This window comes from Anabaena lutea FACHB-196 (genome assembly GCF_014698305.1).
GTDB classification, from domain to species: domain Bacteria; phylum Cyanobacteriota; class Cyanobacteriia; order Cyanobacteriales; family Nostocaceae; genus Anabaena; species Anabaena lutea.
Window position 1 is genome coordinate 13,313 of the sequence record NZ_JACJST010000023.1, and the last position, 15,746, is coordinate 29,058.

Genomic DNA, 15,746 nt, shown 5'->3' on the forward strand with positions numbered 1-15,746 from the left:
CAGTTTACATTTAGGAGACAACAGGGAATGAGGAAGGGAGAACAATTAGAAGGTGATTCGTAATTCGTAATTCGTAATTCGTAATTCGTAATTCGTAATTAAGTTATTCTTGATTTTCTCCCCATCACCCCATCACCCCATCACCCCATCACCCCATCACCCCATCACCCCATATCCCCATCACCCCATCCCCCCAGTCTCCAGCTTAGACATCTGGTATCGGGACTACACGTAAAAATTTGACTAGTTCACCCCTAATTTCTATGCCAATAAGATAATTATCTATGGTAAAGCGATAAAAAATACCTTGTTCATCAAGCTGTCGCAATTCTGGCAGGCCATGCAAATTCCACTTGTGTGCAGCACACTCAACAAAAACAAAATCATACACCCGTTCATAAGCAACGGGTTCTAAACTCTTCAGATCTATCAAAAAAGACCTAGCATAGCGCACATCCAGATTCACAGCTTGCTCACCAATTTTTTTTGCTAACTTTGATGTCTAAACTTAGAGGAACATTAATAATCTTATCGCCTCCTCATGGGTTAATATATCCCACGGCTGCTGCAATGACTTGACTTGTTCCATAGTTTTAAGCATATGAGAGTCAAAATGTACAGCCTGGACAAGTTCCCAAGCAGTCTGTAAATCCTCATCAGCTAATTGTTCAATCAGATGATGCATTCTGATTCGCAGTAAATTCATAAAATTTAATGACGAGCAACACTCTATCTAATAACAATACTTTTTCCACCAGAATAGCAATGATTGACAGTGATCTCCGACAATACCCAAGTTACACTACAATCTATTCGCCTGCATGGGAGATGGAGAGATGGGAAGACGCGGAGATGGGAAGACGCGGAGATGGGAAGACGCGGAGATGGGAAGACGCGGGGACGCGGAGAAAATGAAGAATAACTTAATTACCTATTCCCAATAACCAATGACCAATGACCAATGACCAATGACCAATGACCAATGACCAATGACTAATGACCAATGACTAATGACCAATAACTAATTATGATTGAATATCTGATTTTTCTGGCTATTTCTACGGCAACTTTTGCCCTGTTCGCACTAGGACTGAATTTGCAATGGGGCTTTACAGGGTTAATTAACTTCGGTCATATTGCTTTTATGACTTTGGGCGCATACACCGCTGTCTTGTTAAGTTTAAAAGGTGTACCCTTATTATTTTCAGCGATCGCAGGGGCAATTGTTGCGGCTTTGTTGGGTTTAGTAATTGGTTTTGCAACTTTGCGCTTACGGGAAGATTATTTATCAATTGTCACAATTGGGACAGGGGAAGTGATCCGCTTGGTTGTGAATAATCAGGAGTTACCTGTGGGAGATACTTGGGTAGCTGGAACGTTTGGTATCCAAAGTTATGCCATCCCATTGAACGCAACTCCCAGTTTATTTTTGCGACTGCTAATGATTGGGGTACTTACCCTGTTAGCAATTGTCACTGTTTTTTATTTAGGACGCTGGGTAAAATCAGCGAAAATATCCTTAAGTAAGGATGTAGCTAAAACCAACAGTAGCAAACAAGAATTTTTATCCCGCTTAGGAGTGGGTATAATCCTGGGATTGTTGATATTAGCAATTTATGTTTCTGGTGTGACTGGACTTTATAACTACAACCCTAAAGCCGGCTTGATGCTGTTAGCGTTGTTGGTATTGGCCTTTGTATTTTGGCGGTTAGAAATTTTAGTGCGATCGCCTTGGGGTAGAATTCTTAAAGCTATCCGCGAAGATGAAGAAATTCCCAAAGCACTGGGGAAAAATGTCTTTTGGTATAAACTACAATCATTAATGTTAGGCGGTGCGATCGCAGGTATCGCAGGTGCTTTCTTCTCTTGGCAACTCAGCGCCATTTACCCTGATAACTTTCAACCCCAACTCACCTTTGATGCTTGGATTATGGTGATTTTAGGCGGTTCTGGCAACAATGTCGGTACAATCTTAGGTGCAGTCATATACTTTGCTTATGATGCCCTGACAAGGGAATTTTTACCAAAAATCGTCCCCTTAGATGTAGAACGTATTGGTGCTTTTCGCGTTATGTTTATCGGTCTAATTCTGATGGTACTGATGATTTGGCGACCTCAAGGTATATTAGGGAAAAAGGAAGAACTCACTCTTGGTAAATAATTGGTAATAGACAACCAGTGAACAAATAATTTTTTCAGAGGTTAACTTAATGGCTTATAGCGATTTCAAATTGCAGGAAATAGTTAAGAAATTCAGTTTAACCATTAATGAAAAAACTGATTTATTTGCTGATGCACCAGAAATAGAATGTAGTGAAGTTTTAGCTGCGGTACTAAAAACCACGGTTCCTTTGGCATTAGCAATTAACACTGAAAAAGCTCGCTCTGAAATGATAATTGCTCCTGTTTTAATTGAAATAAAAAATAAATTCTCAGAAAAAATTAGTTTATTCTCAGGTGTTGATTTTAATGTAGAACCAGAACAAGGGTTGAATGGTATTTGTGATTTTTTAATTAGTAAATCCTCAGAACAACTCTTTATCACTACACCGGTGATCACAATAGTTGAAGCAAAAAATGAAAATATAAAATTGGGATTAGGGCAGTGTGTTGCCGAGATGATAGCAGCACAATTATTTAATCAAAAGGAAGGAAATTCTATAGATTCGATTTATGGTATTGTCACTACAGGCAATATGTGGAAATTTTTGAAGCTACAAGAACAATCGATTTATATTGATTTCAGTGAATATTATATTAAAGATATCAATAAAATATTAGGTATCTTATGCAAATTCATTGGTTAAGAAAAAACTTAAAAAATAGAAAAAACTTAAATTTATTATGGTAAATAACCAACTTCCCCTATTAGCAGCTACTGGACTTTGTAAAAGTTTTGGTGGTATCCAAGCCGTTAAAGATGCGAATATTGAAGTTGAGAAAGGACGCATTACTGGATTAATTGGCCCCAATGGTGCTGGTAAAACTACGTTATTTAATTTACTCTCCAATTTTATCCATCCTGATCAGGGAAGAGTGATTTTTGATGGTGAACCTATTCACAATTTGCAACCATACAAAATCGCCCAGCAAGGATTAATTCGTACCTTTCAAGTAGCGCGGACTCTTTCGCGGTTATCGGTATTAGAAAATATGCTGTTAGCAGCGCAAAAACAAATCGGTGAAAATTTTTGGCAAGCACAATTCCAACCCCAAGCTGTCGTTCAAGAAGAAAGGCAGCTAAAGGAACGAGCAATGTTTTTATTAGAATCTGTGGGGTTAGAAAAAAAAGCCCATGATTACGCTGGTTGTTTGTCTGGGGGACAACGCAAACTGCTGGAAATGGGAAGGGCTTTGATGACTAATCCCAAGTTAATTTTGTTAGATGAACCAGCAGCGGGGGTAAATCCACGATTAATTGATGATATATGCGATCGCATTCTCAAGTGGAACCGCGAAGACGGTTTAACATTTTTAATTATTGAGCATAATATGGATGTAATTATGTCATTGTGCGATCGCGTTTGGGTATTAGCAGAAGGGCAAAATTTAGCTGTCGGTACTCCCGCAGAAATTCAAAAAGATGCCAAGGTTTTAGAAGCTTATTTGGGACAATAAAGTTATATTAAATATGCCCAAGAAAATTAGAGAACTGAAAAGTTTATTACTTCAATCAGGGTTTACTTGTCGTACTGGAAAAGGTAGTCATACTAACTGGTATCATCCCTTGTTATCTGGAAGAGTTACCATATCGGGTAAAGATGGAAATGATGCTAAAGAATATCAAGAAAAAGACGTTAATAACGCAATCAAAAAAATAGCAGAAGTCAAAAAAGCACAAAAGGAAGAAGACAATGAATAATCATTACACAATAATTATTCAATGGTCAGAAGAAGATAAATGTTTTGTAGTAAGTCTTCCTGAATGGGGAGAGTTTTGTCATACTCATGGAGACACTTATGAGGAGGCTTTAAAAAATGCTCAGGAAGTGTTAGAAATGCTGATTTCATCTTATTTAGAAGATGGACAACCTTTACCAGAACCGCAAATTTTAGGAAAGTCATTAAAAGCGGCTTAATAGAGACAGGGATATGGGGATATGGAGACTGAGAGTAAGGTAATTCTCCCCCCCTGCCTCCCCTTTCTCACCTGCCTCCTGCTGGCTGGAGATTTCAGCTAAATTGCTCCCCTGCGTCTAAGTTAAATAACATTTGCAGAGTTTGCATACAATTTCGTCTAGCTTCCACATCCTGTTGCGACCGTAATTGTACCATTGGGTCATGTAATATTTTATTAACAATTCCTCTGGTTAAAGCCTCAATCACTTCTTGATGCTTCTCACCAAATTCTGAACCCAAGCGGGACAAAGCCTTTTCTAGTTCTTGTTCACGGATAGTTTCGATTTTATTCCGTAAAGAACTAATCGTCGATACAGTTTCCAAACTACGCCACCAGACATCAAAAGCTTCAACTTCTTCATCTAGAATTTTTTCGGCTTCCTGTGCCATTTTCCGGCGGCTTTCGTAATTTTGGGCAACAACTGCCTTCAAATCGTCCACATTAAATGCTTGTACATTTGCTAAGTCATTCACATCTGCATCAACGTTACGTGGTACAGAAATATCAAATAGCATCAACCGTTGACTAGGTTCTAAAACCATTTCTAACTTAGCACGATCTAGAATTGGCTCAGTTGATGAAGTGCTTGTAAATACAATATCACTGGCAGCTACCACAGTGATCATATCTGGTAGCAGATGGATTTGAATTGATTGTTCGGGGAAAAGCTTGGTTAATTCCTCCGCACGTTGACGGGAACGATTAACAATACTTATTTGGGTTGCACCTTTAGAAATTAGGTGTTGTACTAATAACCGAGACATTTTCCCAGCACCAAGAATAGCCACACGGTAAGTAGATAAATTTTCTACTTTCATCTGCGCTAATTCCACAGCCGCCGAACTAATGGAAACTGCGCCAGTACCGATGCTGGTTTCAGTACGAACCCGCTTACCTGCTGTCAAAGCTTGTTTAAATAAGCGATTCAAAATTGTTTTTATACCGTTGTATTGCTGTCCCAGTTTGTGAGTATTTTTCACCTGAGCCAGAATTTGGCCTTCACCAAGAACAAGACTATCTAACCCAGCGGCAACCCGCATCATGTGAGTTACTGCGTCATTATGCAGCAACATAAACAGGTGCTGTCGCAGAGACACAACTGGCAATTTACTATATTCCGACAAAAACTGAGTAACTTCCTGAAGACCCTGAGTAATTTCATTGCTAACAATGTAAATTTCCAGACGGTTACAGGTGCTGAGGATGGCGACTTCATCAATATGAGGATAACTGAGAAGATGAGCGATCGCACTTTCGGTTTGAGGTTCGGGAATACTCAGCTTTTCTCTAACTTCTACAGGGGCTGTTTTATGGCTTAACCCCACCACTGCAATATTCATTTTTTAAAATTGGTAATTGGTAATGGGTATTGGGGACTGGGGACTGGGAAGAAAAATTTTAGATTTTAGATTTTAGATTGGAGTTAACAAAATCCAAAATCCAAAATCCAAAATCCAAAATTGAATCACCTTTTCCCCAATCATCAGTTTCTAACGCAGTTGGATAGTTTTGGGTTCATCCCACAAGTGAACTGTATCTACAAACCGAGCAGTTTTAGATTGGCTAGAAATAACCAAGCTTTGGGTTCTAGCACCACCGTGGAAGAAGCGCACGCCATCCATGAGAGTTCCAGGAGTAATACCACAACCAGCAAATAGCACTGTTTCACCAGAAGCTAATTCGTCAGCGTTATAAACCTTGTCTCCATCAGTAATACCCATTTCGTTTAAACGGGCAAGATTACCTTCTCTGCTTTCACCAATCAAACCTGTTTGGACTACAGCTGGATCATAAATCAATTGTCCTTGGAAGTGTCCACCCAAGCAACGTAAAGCAGCAGCAGAAATTACACCTTCGGGTGCAGCACCGATACCCATTAAGGCATGAATATTAGTTCCAGCAAAAGCGCAACAGATAGCGGCAGAAACGTCACCATCACTGATGAGTCTAACTCTTGCTCCAGCGGTGCGGATTTCTTGAATTAGTTCTTTGTGACGGGGACGATCCATCACTACTACCACCAATTCTTCAACAGCACGGTTTAAGCACTCAGAAAGGATTTTCAGGTTTTCTGTAGCAGATTTGTTGATATCAACATGACCTCTAGCGGCTGCTGGTGCGGCAAGCTTCTTCATGTAGAAGTCAGGAGCAGCAAATAAACCGCCTTTTTCGGAAATTGCCAAAACCGCCATAGAGCCATTTTGACCGTAAGCAACCAGGTTAGTACCTTCGCAAGGGTCAACAGCGATGTCAATTTCTACAAGTTCATCTGGGTTACAGAAATTTTTGGCATCTGGTTGGGTACAGATACCAACTTCTTCACCGATGTAGAGCATAGGAGCTTCGTCGCGTTCGCCTTCACCGATGACGATGCGACCACGCATATGGATTTTGTTCATCCGTTCGCGCATAGCTTCCACTGCTACTTGGTCAGCAATGTTCTTTTCGCCCTTACCCATCCACTTCGAGGAAGCGATCGCTGCTTGCTCTACTACTTCAATAATCTCTAGCCCAAGTGTATTTTCCACAGTGTCTACCCTTTCAATTGCTTGTTTTAGCGTCTTTTTATTGGCTATTTCAGTTTTCAAGTCTACCAAAGTGCGGATACAGATGGAAAAAAGTCTTGCGGAAAGCCTGTGTTAAGTTTTGCGACCAAGACACAGTTAGATATTTTATTGATACTGTTGTATTGGTGAGGTTTTGAAGTCAGCTGTATTTCATTGAATTAAAATCTACCAATTAGCAATATGTCCAACTTTCTCAACTCTTTATTAAATCGCTACCCAGAGCGCGTTCAAGCCAACGTAGAAATTTACACTTGGCAAACCTGCCCTTACTGCATTCGCGCCAAACTGCTGTTGTGGTGGAAAGGTGTTAAATTCACCGAATACAAAATTGACGGTGACGAAGCAGCTAGAGCAAACATGGCAGAACGCGCCAACGGTCGCCGCAGCGTCCCCCAGATCTTTATTAATAACCAACATATTGGCGGTTGTGATGACCTGTATGCAATGGATACAAAAGGTCAACTTGATCCTTTGTTAGTTCAGGTGACAGGTGACAGGTGACAGGGGGAGCAGGGGAAGAACAATTTACCAATGACCAATGACCAATCACCAATCACCAATCACCAATCACCAATGACCAATGACCAATGACCAATGACCAATGACCAATGACCAATGACCAATGACCAATGACCAATTACCACGAGAATATCTAAAACATCGTCAATGGATGAATCACGCCCTAGAATTAGCACAAATAGCAGGTGAAGCGGGTGAAATTCCTGTAGGTGCGGTGATTATTGACCCAGATGGCAAATTAATCGCCGAAGGGGAAAATCGTAAAGAACGAGACAAAGACCCTACCGCCCACGCAGAAATTATCGCGATTAGGGCTGCTGCAAAAAACTTGCAAAGTTGGCGTTTGCATCAATGTACTCTTTACGTCACTCTCGAACCTTGCCCAATGTGTGCCGGTGCGATCGCTCATGCACGTTTGGCAACTATTGTCTATGGAGTAGACGATACCAAAACTGGCGCAATTCGTACTGTTATCAACATCCCTGATAGCCCTGCTTCTAATCACCGTCTGCAAGTAGTTGGAGGTATTTTAGAATCAGCCTGTCGGCTGCAATTGCAGACTTGGTTTGCAAGTAAACGGCGACCGAAAAATTAACAGACAAAGGTTAAACTGTCCAGATCGCAAGACACAAGTTACTCAAGAAAATATACGGTGGACATAATCCAGTTTGCGTCACATTCTACCCGCTAACTAGCAGCCACCGTTATGATGGAAATTTACTCTGATTCTCATACCTCCCAATCTCAATTAACAAATACACCTGTAAACCATCAGGTGGTTTCTAGTACTTCACGGGTTTCTCCTTGGTTAACTCCTCTTGCGTATTGTTTGGGACGTAACGTCGTTTTACCCTTGTTCTTCGGTCAAATTAACATCACCGGACAGGAAAATATCCCCAAACACGGGCCGATAATTCTTGCACCTACCCATCGTTCTCGCTGGGATTCGTTATTGTTACCTTACGCGACAGGTCGTTGTGTCACTGGTAGAGATATGCGATTTATGACAACTAGTACAGAGTGTCAGGGAATACAAGGATGGTTTGTCCTACGAATGGGAGGTTTCCCAGTTGATATTCAACGTCCGGCGATCGCAACTCTGCGTCATGCAGTAGAGTTAATGACAGAGGGAGAAATGTTAGTTATTTTTCCTGAAGGCGGAATTTATCGTGATCACAATGTTCAACCTTTAAAGTCGGGAACTGCGCGTTTGGCTTTAAGTGCTGAATCTAGTCATCCAGGCTTAGGAGTAAAAATAATACCCGTTGGCATCAATTACAGTCAACCTTATCCTAATTGGGGAACAGATGTGAACTTGCATATTGGCGAACCCATTCAAGTTACAGATTATATGAATGGGAGTTTAAAAAAAGGTGCTAAACGTCTCACGGCAGATTTAACAAATAAATTGCAACAATTAAGCCATCCACAATCAGAAATCTCCTGTAGCAGCTTTGTTGAAATTACCAATTCTTAATTACAGCAGAATTCAGGAGTCAGGAGTCAGGAGACGCTTCGCAGACCTCCGGTTCAGGAGACGCTTCGCAGACCTCCGGTTCAGGAGTAAAACTGGCGAATGTGTATAGGTTTCAACTTAGATTTTGTACCTCCTAACTACGCAACCTGCTGTAAGTAGGGCTTACTGAAAATAAACTTAATCACGAATTACGTTGGCGGTAGCCTGCCGGAGGCATTATTACGAATTAGGAATTAGGAATTAGGAATTACGAATTATTTAACAATTTTTGATTATCTGTAATAATTCACTGGGATGATCAATTAAAAAGTCTGGCTTTTGCTTCAATAATGCTTCTGCTGAATTAAACCCCCAAGTTACAGCAATCACCTTAATATTAGCTTTTTTTGAAGCTTCGATATCTCTGGTTTCATCTCCTACATAAATCACCGATTGTGATTTAATTTGCCTCTGCCTTAATACATTATTAATAATTGTGGTTTTCCCAAAAATTGTTACTCCCGAATGGATAAACTCAAAAAGATAACCTAAATCATGACAATTAAGAAATTCGGTAACATTTTCTTGAGAGTTAGAAGTAATAATTCCCAACCGAAAATCTTGATTTTTTAGTTCTGTTAATACTTCTTTCATTCCAGGTATAGGCTGGAAATCTTTGATTTTGTCCTTTAATTCGGATTTTACTTTTTTAACTAAAAAGGGTATTCTAAACAGAGAAATACCTGAATATTTAATAATTTCTCTAGAGGTTAAATTCCTCAAAAGAGCAAGTTCATTGGGAGTGATTTGTACATAACCAAACTCTAAAGCTAAACGATTAGCAAGAGTTACAAGGGCATCTACAGTATCAGCAATTGTGCCGTCAAAATCAAATATTATTACTTTCTGGGTCATTCTTTAGCCTAGATGCATCAAGATTAGCACGAGCATTCCGTCGTAACATTTCAGGTTTAATCCGTCGTAAGGCTGATGCTGTAAATTGTCTATCCCACTCCTGATCTGAGATTTGCGCTAATTCTACCAGCTTGGGTGCTAAATTCCCAGCATAAGGGCGAAAATCTGTGACATCACTAACCTTAGCAAAACGCTGATTCCAAGGACATACATCTTGGCAGATATCGCAACCTGCAACCCATCCCTGTAAATGAGGTGTAAGGGTTTCTGGCAATGTTTCTGCCCGGTTTTCAATGGTATGATAAGCGATACAACGATTGGCATCCACTACAAATGGTTCGGTAATTGCACCAGTAGGACAAGCCTGTAGACAACGGGTACAAGTTCCACAATGTTGTGTCGCTGGGCGATCGCTCTCTAGTTCTATATTAGTCAATACTTCTCCCAAAAATACCCACGAACCATACTCTCGCGTAATTACATTACCATTTTTAGCAATCCAACCAATCCCTGCTTTTTGCGCCCAAACTTTATCTTGTACTGGGCCTGTATCTGCGTAATATCTAGCTTTTACACCTTCATCCAATGATTCTAACCAGGTAGCTAATTGCTTGAGTTTCTTGTGCAAGACCTTATGATAATCACGTCCCCAGCCATAACGAGAAATCTTCGCGTATTCTTCACCTTCTGGTCGTTGATCGGGTGTGTAATAATTTAGCGCTACACAGACAAGCGATCGCACTTCTGGCATGACTAAACGAATATCTTGGCGCTTGGGGTTAGCCATCCATTTCATATCGCTATGATAACCAAGTTCCATCCAAGCTTGCAGCCTTTGTACTTCTGTCGCATCTACCCCATCTACAGATGCAATACCAACTTGATGAAAACCTAACTCCCTGGCTTTTTCTTTCACCACACTGCTGCTGGTTGAGGCACAATAATTCATTTTTCTGATTCAGTTACTGTTTGAAAAAGGGTTTCTAGACTCCAACGATGACGATACAATTCGGTAATTTTTGCAGCTTGAGCATTACTAGGAGGTAAATTTGTCAAAATGGCGATTTCCCATTCCTTGTCCCGTGTTGGTTTAAACAACTTCAGTAGCACTCGTCGGCATTTGAGAATATCGCCCTCATAACAGATTTCGACTTCCTACTCAAAAATACTTCCTGTGTCGGTTTGACCCACAGCCTTTAATTCACTCACTTGTTTATAACCTAAAGACCCATGTTGACGAATCGTAAAGAAAGCTTTTTGGTTCGCAATCGTCCATAGAAATTTGGCTGTGCAGAAATTCCGGTCTTTAATCCAAACATCATTTGATTGTACACCAGACAGAATATCATTAAATAAACTACGCTCCTGGGCATGACCATCTTGGCAAAGAATTATATCTATTACTAGTTTCGATACTGGGTCTAAGACGACTATCGCTTTACCCAGTAAAGAATTGGCTGCAAATAAACGAATTGCATCTAATCTATGCTCTGTGCCACCCAAACAAGTTCCATCGACAATTCTGATTTGATATCTAGGTAGTGGATTTGGCTGTTCTCCACCCATTTTTTGAATATGCATCGAAATCGTACCTCAGATTCTATACCGGGACTGAGTTTCAGATATTCATTAAGTAGTTCATTTGTTCGCGTTGAAAGGGCTGGCATTGCCCACCCTATGAGACTTAAAATTTTTTAGAGATTATGCCTAATAATTAACATGATCGAGCCAAATATTGAAATTCGCCGTTTGTTAGATGTAATGCCTGCTTCTGGGCGGATGATGACGAAAATAGTCAATAAACCAGAGCAAAAAAAGGTCATAGATGCTAATTTTCCCTTACCCTGGAATCAAGAAAGACCGATATATATTAATTTCGATTTATGGAGACGCTTGACGAAACCGCAACGAGATTTACTGCTGTTGCATCAGGTTAGTTGGTTGACAGGAGTAAAGTGGCTACAACCAGATATTTATCAAGGTGTGGTGTTAGCAGGGTTGTTAGGTGGAATAGTGGAAGCCACCCAATCTGATTTGGTGGGTGTGGTGATAGCTGGGGGATTAAGTGCTGTAGCTGCTGTTCGCATTTGGCGCAGTAATCAATCACAAGAGTCACAGTTAAACGCTGATGTAGCCGCCATTCGTGTCGCCCAACGCCGGGGTTACTCAGAAACGGAAGCAGCACAGCATTTGTTAACAGCCATTGAGACAGTAGCCAAAATTGAAGGGCGTACTGGGTTAGATTTTAGCGAATTAATTCGATGTCAAAACTTGAAATCAATAGCACTTTTGTCACCAGTCGGTATACCTGAACGGGAGATAGGTAATAGGTGATTACTGAAGATTTTTGAGAATTCTGAATTTAGAATTGGAGCGAAACAACATTGACATTAGCACTGGGCATGATAGAAGTATACGGCGTTCCCGCAGCAGTGGAAGCGGCAGACGCAATGTGTAAAGCAGCCCGTATCACTTTTGTTGGTTATGAAAACACGGATTTAGGAAGAATTACAATATTGATTCGTGGTGATGTGGGCGAAGTGAATATGGCGGTAAATCAGGGACTAGAATCAGTTTTAAAAGTTAATGGTGGCGAGATACTTTCCCATCATATTATTCCTCGTCCCCATGAAAATTTAGAATCTGTTTTACCAATTCATCAAATTACTGATATTCGTTTTCCTCCACCATTGAGTAGTTAAAACTTTTAACCTGAAAAATTAAAATAAATCAGATGATTTTATGAATTACGAATTATCTCGAATGAATGCGGTACAATCGCCGATTATTCCCGTTGTTGGGGAATTAATTAAAAACTCTCCTGGTACAATTTCTCTCGGACAAGGTGTAGTTCACTATAGCCCACCACCAGAAGCAATAGAAATTTTACCAAAATTTCTGGCTGAAGCCAATAATCATGTTTACAAAGCAGTTGTAGGAATTCCCCAATTATTAAGCGAATTAACTACAAAATTATCAATATTTAACGGCATTAATATTAACAACGAAAATTGTATTGTTGTCACAGCGGGCAGCAATATGGGGTTTATGAATGCTATTTTAGCGATTACTTGCCCTGGTGACGAAATTATATTAAATACGCCATACTATTTTAATCATGAAATGGCGATTAAAATGGCGGGTTGTTGTCCTATATTAGTGGGAACAGATGAAAATTATCAATTACGTCCTGAAGCTATAGCCCAAGCAATTACAACCAAAACCCGCGCTATAGTGACTATTTCTCCTAATAATCCCACTGGTGTAGTTTATTCAGAAACAGCATTACATCAAGTTAATGAAATTTGTAGAGAAAAGGGTATTTACCACATTAGTGATGAGGCTTATGAATATTTCACGTATGATGGAGTGAAGCACATTTCTCCTGGTGCATTTCCGGGAAGTAGTGAATATACAATTTCCCTTTATAGCCTTTCTAAAGCTTATGGTTTTGCAAGTTGGCGTATTGGCTATATGGTGATTCCCCAACACCTGCTAAATGCTGTTAAAAAAGTGCAAGATACGATTTTGATTTGTCCTCCTGTGGTTTCCCAATATGCTGCGGTAGGGGCGTTACAGGCAAAAGAAGGCTATTTAAGAGATAATATTAAAGCGATCGCACAAGTTCGGCAAGTCGTTGGGAATGAACTCAAGCAACTGCAAGGATTATGCACTGTTACACCAGCAAATGGCGCATTTTATTTTTTCTTAAAAGTGCATACCCAAATAAATGCTTTTGAATTAGTGAAACAACTGATTCAAGAACATCAAGTAGCTGTTATCCCTGGGACAACATTTGGGATGGAAGATGGTTGTTATTTACGAATTGCTTATGGTGCTTTGCAACAAGACACCGCAAAAGCAGGGATAGAAAGATTAGTCAGCGGTCTCAAAATAATCTTATCGTCATCCCTTTCACGGTGATTTGAAAAATCCTGTTTTTTACTCTGTGCCTTTGTGGTTGAGAGGTAATTTATCGAACCGCAGAGGCGCAGAGAACGCAGAGGAAAGAGGATCACCCCTTACCTATTGCTAATTTTTAAGATACAGAAGTTGATGTTAGATATCTAAATCTATCATATTCAGCTTAGAACCATAGGTTTCAATAAATTCCCTTCGAGGTGCGACGCGATCGCCCATTAAGATGGTAAAGATACGATCAGCTTCGGCTGCGTCTTCAATTTCCACTCGTTTGAGGGTACGGGTTTCTGGGTTCATGGTAGTTGTCCAGAGTTGTTCTGGCATCATTTCTCCCAACCCTTTAAAACGCTGAATGGTATAGTTAGCATTACTGGGAAGAGTACTTAGGTGCTGTTGCAATTCCCTTTCGCTATAACAATACTGGTAATTTTTTCCCCGTTCTACTTTGTACAGTGGAGGACAAGCAATATAGATGAAACCTTGTTCAATCAGCGCCCGTTGATATCGGTAGAAGAAAGTTAACAACAACGTGCGGATGTGCGCCCCATCTACGTCAGCATCAGTCATTAATACTATATGATGATATCGTAATTGGGCGGGGTTGAATTCTTCACCTTTGACACCTAAACCGAGTGCAGTAATTAACGCTTGAATTTCGTTATTTTTATAGATTTTTGCATCGTCGGTTTTTTCGATATTCAGGATTTTACCACGCAGAGGGAGAATTGCTTGGGTACGGCGATCGCGTCCTTGCTTTGCGCTTCCACCCGCTGAATCGCCTTCAACTATGTATATTTCAGATTCAGCAGGATCACGGGAACTACAATCTGCTAATTTACCTGGTAAGGGCGAAGATTCCAAAACCGATTTCCGTCGTACCAATTCCCGCGCATGACGGGCGGCTTCAGCGGCTTTAAAGGCTTGAATAGCCTTATCTAAAATAGCATCAGCGACACTGGGGTGAAATTCTAGATATTCAGTCAGGACTTCTCCCACAAAAGAATCGACGATACCGCGAACTTCTGTATTACCAAGTTTCGTTTTGGTTTGTCCTTCAAATTCAGGATCTGGAACTTTAACAGAAATGACTGCGGTTAAACCTTCGCGGACGTGTTCACCACTGAGGTTTGGTTCACCTTCTTTAATTTTATTCCGTTTGCGAGCGATCGCATTTAATGTCCGAGTTAGAACTGCTTTTAAACCTTCTAAGTGCGTACCACCATCAATGGTGCGAATATTATTAGCAAAACCGAGGACATTATCAGTATAAGCATCAGTACACCACTGTAACGAAACTTCTACCTGAACATTGTTACGTTCCCCTTGGACATAGATAATTTCTTCATGTAGGGGCTGCTTATCCCGGTTCATGTAAGCGATATACTCTTTGATACCGCCTTTATATTCGTAAGTTTCTATCCTCGGTGTTTCACTTTTGAGGAGTTCCAAACGATGATCAGTGAAAATAATTCTGACACCTGCATTCAGATACGCCAATTCTCGCAAGCGACCTGATAAAGTGATGTAATCGAATTCAATACTGGTGGTAAAAATTTCCGTATCTGGCTTAAAAGTGATAGAAGTTCCGGTTCTAGCTTCTTTATAAGGCTTTGCTACCAATTCAGTAACAGGGAAACTCCGTTCATATCGCTGAGTATGAACCTTTTTGTCTCGCCAAACTGTAACTTCCACAAACTCAGACAGGGCATTAACTACCGAAATCCCAACTCCGTGTAAACCCCCAGAGACTTTGTAGCCACCACCGCCAAACTTACCCCCGGCGTGAAGTACGGTTAACACTGTTTCTAAAGCCGATTTCCCCGTTTTTGGGTGAAGATCGACAGGGATACCCCGACCATCATCTGTTACGGTTACGGAACCATCAGCATTGATATCCACCTCAACATGGGTGCAATGACCCGCTAAAGCTTCATCAACAGAGTTGTCCACCACCTCGTAAACTAAATGATGGAGTCCTCGCGGACCTGTAGTACCGATGTACATCCCTGGTCGTTTGCGGACGGCTTCCAGACCTTCCAGAACTTGAATCTGATCGGCACTGTAACTGCTCGTCATGAAAATTCTCCTGATGCTTGGGGTTGAACTTGCCAAAAGGCAGAAAAAGTCAAATCACCCCAAAATTATAACACAAAAGCCTTGCTGCCGTCTGTAGGGCAATTTAATGAGAAGTTTATATAAGGATAGCAACCCTTTATCAATTAAAAATTAAAAAGTGGATTCTTCATTT

The 15,746-nt window shown here is 40.5% G+C and carries 21 protein-coding genes; 12 read left to right on the forward strand and 9 right to left on the reverse strand.

The features are described 5' to 3' along the window. Window positions 1-205 precede the first annotated feature (205 nt). On the reverse strand, window positions 206-466 hold the full coding sequence (locus tag H6G59_RS20865; RefSeq protein ID WP_190717867.1) for a cytotoxic translational repressor of toxin-antitoxin stability system: 261 nt from the start codon (window positions 464-466) through the stop codon (window positions 206-208). A gap of 42 nt (window positions 467-508) precedes the next feature. Next, on the reverse strand, window positions 509-706 hold the full coding sequence (locus H6G59_RS20870; protein WP_190717870.1) for a hypothetical protein: 198 nt from the start codon (window positions 704-706) through the stop codon (window positions 509-511). Between the two features lie 63 nt (window positions 707-769). On the opposite strand from H6G59_RS20870, the gene H6G59_RS20875 reads away from it, so the two are divergent. The 6 genes from H6G59_RS20875 to H6G59_RS20900 all read left to right on the forward strand — a co-directional run bounded on the left by H6G59_RS20875 (window position 770) and on the right by H6G59_RS20900 (window position 4,079). Next, on the forward strand, window positions 770-922 hold the full coding sequence (locus H6G59_RS20875) for a hypothetical protein (RefSeq protein ID WP_190717873.1): 153 nt from the start codon (window positions 770-772) through the stop codon (window positions 920-922). Between the two features lie 105 nt (window positions 923-1,027). After that, entirely contained in the window at window positions 1,028-2,161 is a 1,134-nt protein-coding gene (locus H6G59_RS20880) for a branched-chain amino acid ABC transporter permease (RefSeq protein ID WP_190717876.1), read from the forward strand. 49 nt (window positions 2,162-2,210) lie between these two features. Further along, a complete protein-coding gene (locus H6G59_RS20885) occupies window positions 2,211-2,807 on the forward strand; it encodes a hypothetical protein (protein WP_190717879.1) in 597 nt (198 codons plus the stop codon). A 37-nt stretch (window positions 2,808-2,844) separates the two neighbouring features. Further along, window positions 2,845-3,618: an ABC transporter ATP-binding protein gene (locus H6G59_RS20890; protein WP_190717882.1), complete on the forward strand. Its 774-nt coding sequence runs from the start codon at window positions 2,845-2,847 to the stop codon at window positions 3,616-3,618. Window positions 3,619-3,631: 13 nt separating this feature from the next. After that, window positions 3,632-3,862, forward strand: a complete 231-nt coding sequence (locus H6G59_RS20895) for a type II toxin-antitoxin system HicA family toxin (protein WP_190717884.1) — start codon at window positions 3,632-3,634, stop codon at window positions 3,860-3,862. After that, a complete protein-coding gene (locus tag H6G59_RS20900; RefSeq protein ID WP_016950201.1) occupies window positions 3,855-4,079 on the forward strand; it encodes a type II toxin-antitoxin system HicB family antitoxin in 225 nt (74 codons plus the stop codon). The genes H6G59_RS20895 and H6G59_RS20900 overlap by 8 nt, the downstream gene beginning before the upstream one ends. Window positions 4,080-4,173: 94 nt before the next feature. Here H6G59_RS20900 and H6G59_RS20905 read toward each other — a convergent pair whose 3' ends face one another. Together H6G59_RS20905 and glpX are read right to left on the reverse strand one after the other, a co-directional pair. After that, complete coding sequence (locus H6G59_RS20905) at window positions 4,174-5,460, reverse strand: glutamyl-tRNA reductase (protein ID WP_190717887.1); 1,287 nt, start codon at window positions 5,458-5,460, stop codon at window positions 4,174-4,176. A 150-nt stretch (window positions 5,461-5,610) separates the two neighbouring features. Further along, window positions 5,611-6,648: a class II fructose-bisphosphatase gene (gene glpX / locus H6G59_RS20910; protein WP_190717890.1), complete on the reverse strand. Its 1,038-nt coding sequence runs from the start codon at window positions 6,646-6,648 to the stop codon at window positions 5,611-5,613. 219 nt (window positions 6,649-6,867) lie between these two features. On the opposite strand from glpX, the gene grxC reads away from it, so the two are divergent. The 3 genes from grxC to H6G59_RS20925 all read left to right on the forward strand — a co-directional run bounded on the left by grxC (window position 6,868) and on the right by H6G59_RS20925 (window position 8,683). Next, window positions 6,868-7,188: a glutaredoxin 3 gene (gene grxC, locus H6G59_RS20915; RefSeq protein WP_190717892.1), complete on the forward strand. Its 321-nt coding sequence runs from the start codon at window positions 6,868-6,870 to the stop codon at window positions 7,186-7,188. A 121-nt stretch (window positions 7,189-7,309) separates the two neighbouring features. Next, complete coding sequence (gene tadA / locus H6G59_RS20920; protein WP_206755629.1) at window positions 7,310-7,801, forward strand: tRNA adenosine(34) deaminase TadA; 492 nt, start codon at window positions 7,310-7,312, stop codon at window positions 7,799-7,801. A gap of 114 nt (window positions 7,802-7,915) precedes the next feature. After that, complete coding sequence (locus H6G59_RS20925; RefSeq protein ID WP_190718075.1) at window positions 7,916-8,683, forward strand: lysophospholipid acyltransferase family protein; 768 nt, start codon at window positions 7,916-7,918, stop codon at window positions 8,681-8,683. Window positions 8,684-8,941: 258 nt separating this feature from the next. On the opposite strand, the gene H6G59_RS20930 is transcribed toward H6G59_RS20925, so the two are convergent. From H6G59_RS20930 to H6G59_RS20945, 4 genes are read right to left on the reverse strand one after another with little or no spacing between them, the layout of a single operon-like run. Then, entirely contained in the window at window positions 8,942-9,577 is a 636-nt protein-coding gene (locus H6G59_RS20930) for an HAD-IA family hydrolase (protein WP_190717895.1), read from the reverse strand. Further along, a complete protein-coding gene (gene queG / locus H6G59_RS20935; RefSeq protein ID WP_190717898.1) occupies window positions 9,552-10,526 on the reverse strand; it encodes a tRNA epoxyqueuosine(34) reductase QueG in 975 nt (324 codons plus the stop codon). The genes H6G59_RS20930 and queG overlap by 26 nt, the downstream gene beginning before the upstream one ends. Beyond that, entirely contained in the window at window positions 10,523-10,675 is a 153-nt protein-coding gene (locus tag H6G59_RS20940; protein ID WP_190717900.1) for a hypothetical protein, read from the reverse strand. The genes queG and H6G59_RS20940 overlap by 4 nt, the downstream gene beginning before the upstream one ends. Before the next feature lie 57 nt (window positions 10,676-10,732). Next, entirely contained in the window at window positions 10,733-11,158 is a 426-nt protein-coding gene (locus H6G59_RS20945) for a transposase (protein WP_190717903.1), read from the reverse strand. 141 nt (window positions 11,159-11,299) lie between these two features. Between H6G59_RS20945 and H6G59_RS20950 the strand changes: the two genes are divergently transcribed. From H6G59_RS20950 to H6G59_RS20960, 3 genes are read left to right on the forward strand one after another with little or no spacing between them, the layout of a single operon-like run. Continuing rightward, window positions 11,300-11,911, forward strand: coding sequence for a DUF3318 domain-containing protein (locus H6G59_RS20950; RefSeq protein ID WP_190718079.1), 612 nt, complete (start codon window positions 11,300-11,302; stop codon window positions 11,909-11,911). Between the two features lie 50 nt (window positions 11,912-11,961). Then, window positions 11,962-12,279 (forward strand): carbon dioxide-concentrating mechanism protein CcmK, encoded by a 318-nt coding sequence (locus tag H6G59_RS20955; protein WP_190717905.1) that lies wholly within the window; start codon window positions 11,962-11,964, stop codon window positions 12,277-12,279. A 40-nt stretch (window positions 12,280-12,319) separates the two neighbouring features. Further along, window positions 12,320-13,501, forward strand: a complete 1,182-nt coding sequence (locus tag H6G59_RS20960; protein WP_190717909.1) for a pyridoxal phosphate-dependent aminotransferase — start codon at window positions 12,320-12,322, stop codon at window positions 13,499-13,501. Window positions 13,502-13,636: 135 nt separating this feature from the next. Here the strand turns inward: H6G59_RS20960 and gyrB are convergent, their stop codons facing one another. Then, window positions 13,637-15,574 (reverse strand): DNA topoisomerase (ATP-hydrolyzing) subunit B, encoded by a 1,938-nt coding sequence (gyrB, locus tag H6G59_RS20965; RefSeq protein WP_190717912.1) that lies wholly within the window; start codon window positions 15,572-15,574, stop codon window positions 13,637-13,639. Window positions 15,575-15,746: the final 172 nt, after the last annotated feature.

Bases quoted from the DNA above. Each gene is read 5' to 3' on its own strand.
- H6G59_RS20870 (WP_190717870.1), bottom strand. From the start codon at position 706: ATGAATTTACTGCGAATCAGAATGCATCATCTGATTGAACAATTAGCT.
- H6G59_RS20880 (WP_190717876.1), top strand. From the start codon at position 1,028: ATGATTGAATATCTGATTTTTCTGGCTATTTCTACGGCAACTTTTGCC.
- H6G59_RS20885 (WP_190717879.1), top strand. From the start codon at position 2,211: ATGGCTTATAGCGATTTCAAATTGCAGGAAATAGTTAAGAAATTCAGT.
- H6G59_RS20890 (WP_190717882.1), top strand. From the start codon at position 2,845: ATGGTAAATAACCAACTTCCCCTATTAGCAGCTACTGGACTTTGTAAA.
- H6G59_RS20895 (WP_190717884.1), top strand. From the start codon at position 3,632: ATGCCCAAGAAAATTAGAGAACTGAAAAGTTTATTACTTCAATCAGGG.
- H6G59_RS20900 (WP_016950201.1), top strand. From the start codon at position 3,855: ATGAATAATCATTACACAATAATTATTCAATGGTCAGAAGAAGATAAA.
- H6G59_RS20905 (WP_190717887.1), bottom strand. From the start codon at position 5,460: ATGAATATTGCAGTGGTGGGGTTAAGCCATAAAACAGCCCCTGTAGAA.
- grxC (WP_190717892.1), top strand. From the start codon at position 6,868: ATGTCCAACTTTCTCAACTCTTTATTAAATCGCTACCCAGAGCGCGTT.
- tadA (WP_206755629.1), top strand. From the start codon at position 7,310: ATGACCAATGACCAATTACCACGAGAATATCTAAAACATCGTCAATGG.
- H6G59_RS20925 (WP_190718075.1), top strand. From the start codon at position 7,916: ATGGAAATTTACTCTGATTCTCATACCTCCCAATCTCAATTAACAAAT.
- H6G59_RS20930 (WP_190717895.1), bottom strand. From the start codon at position 9,577: ATGACCCAGAAAGTAATAATATTTGATTTTGACGGCACAATTGCTGAT.
- queG (WP_190717898.1), bottom strand. From the start codon at position 10,526: ATGAATTATTGTGCCTCAACCAGCAGCAGTGTGGTGAAAGAAAAAGCC.
- H6G59_RS20945 (WP_190717903.1), bottom strand. From the start codon at position 11,158: ATGCATATTCAAAAAATGGGTGGAGAACAGCCAAATCCACTACCTAGA.
- H6G59_RS20960 (WP_190717909.1), top strand. From the start codon at position 12,320: ATGAATTACGAATTATCTCGAATGAATGCGGTACAATCGCCGATTATT.
- gyrB (WP_190717912.1), bottom strand. From the start codon at position 15,574: ATGACGAGCAGTTACAGTGCCGATCAGATTCAAGTTCTGGAAGGTCTG.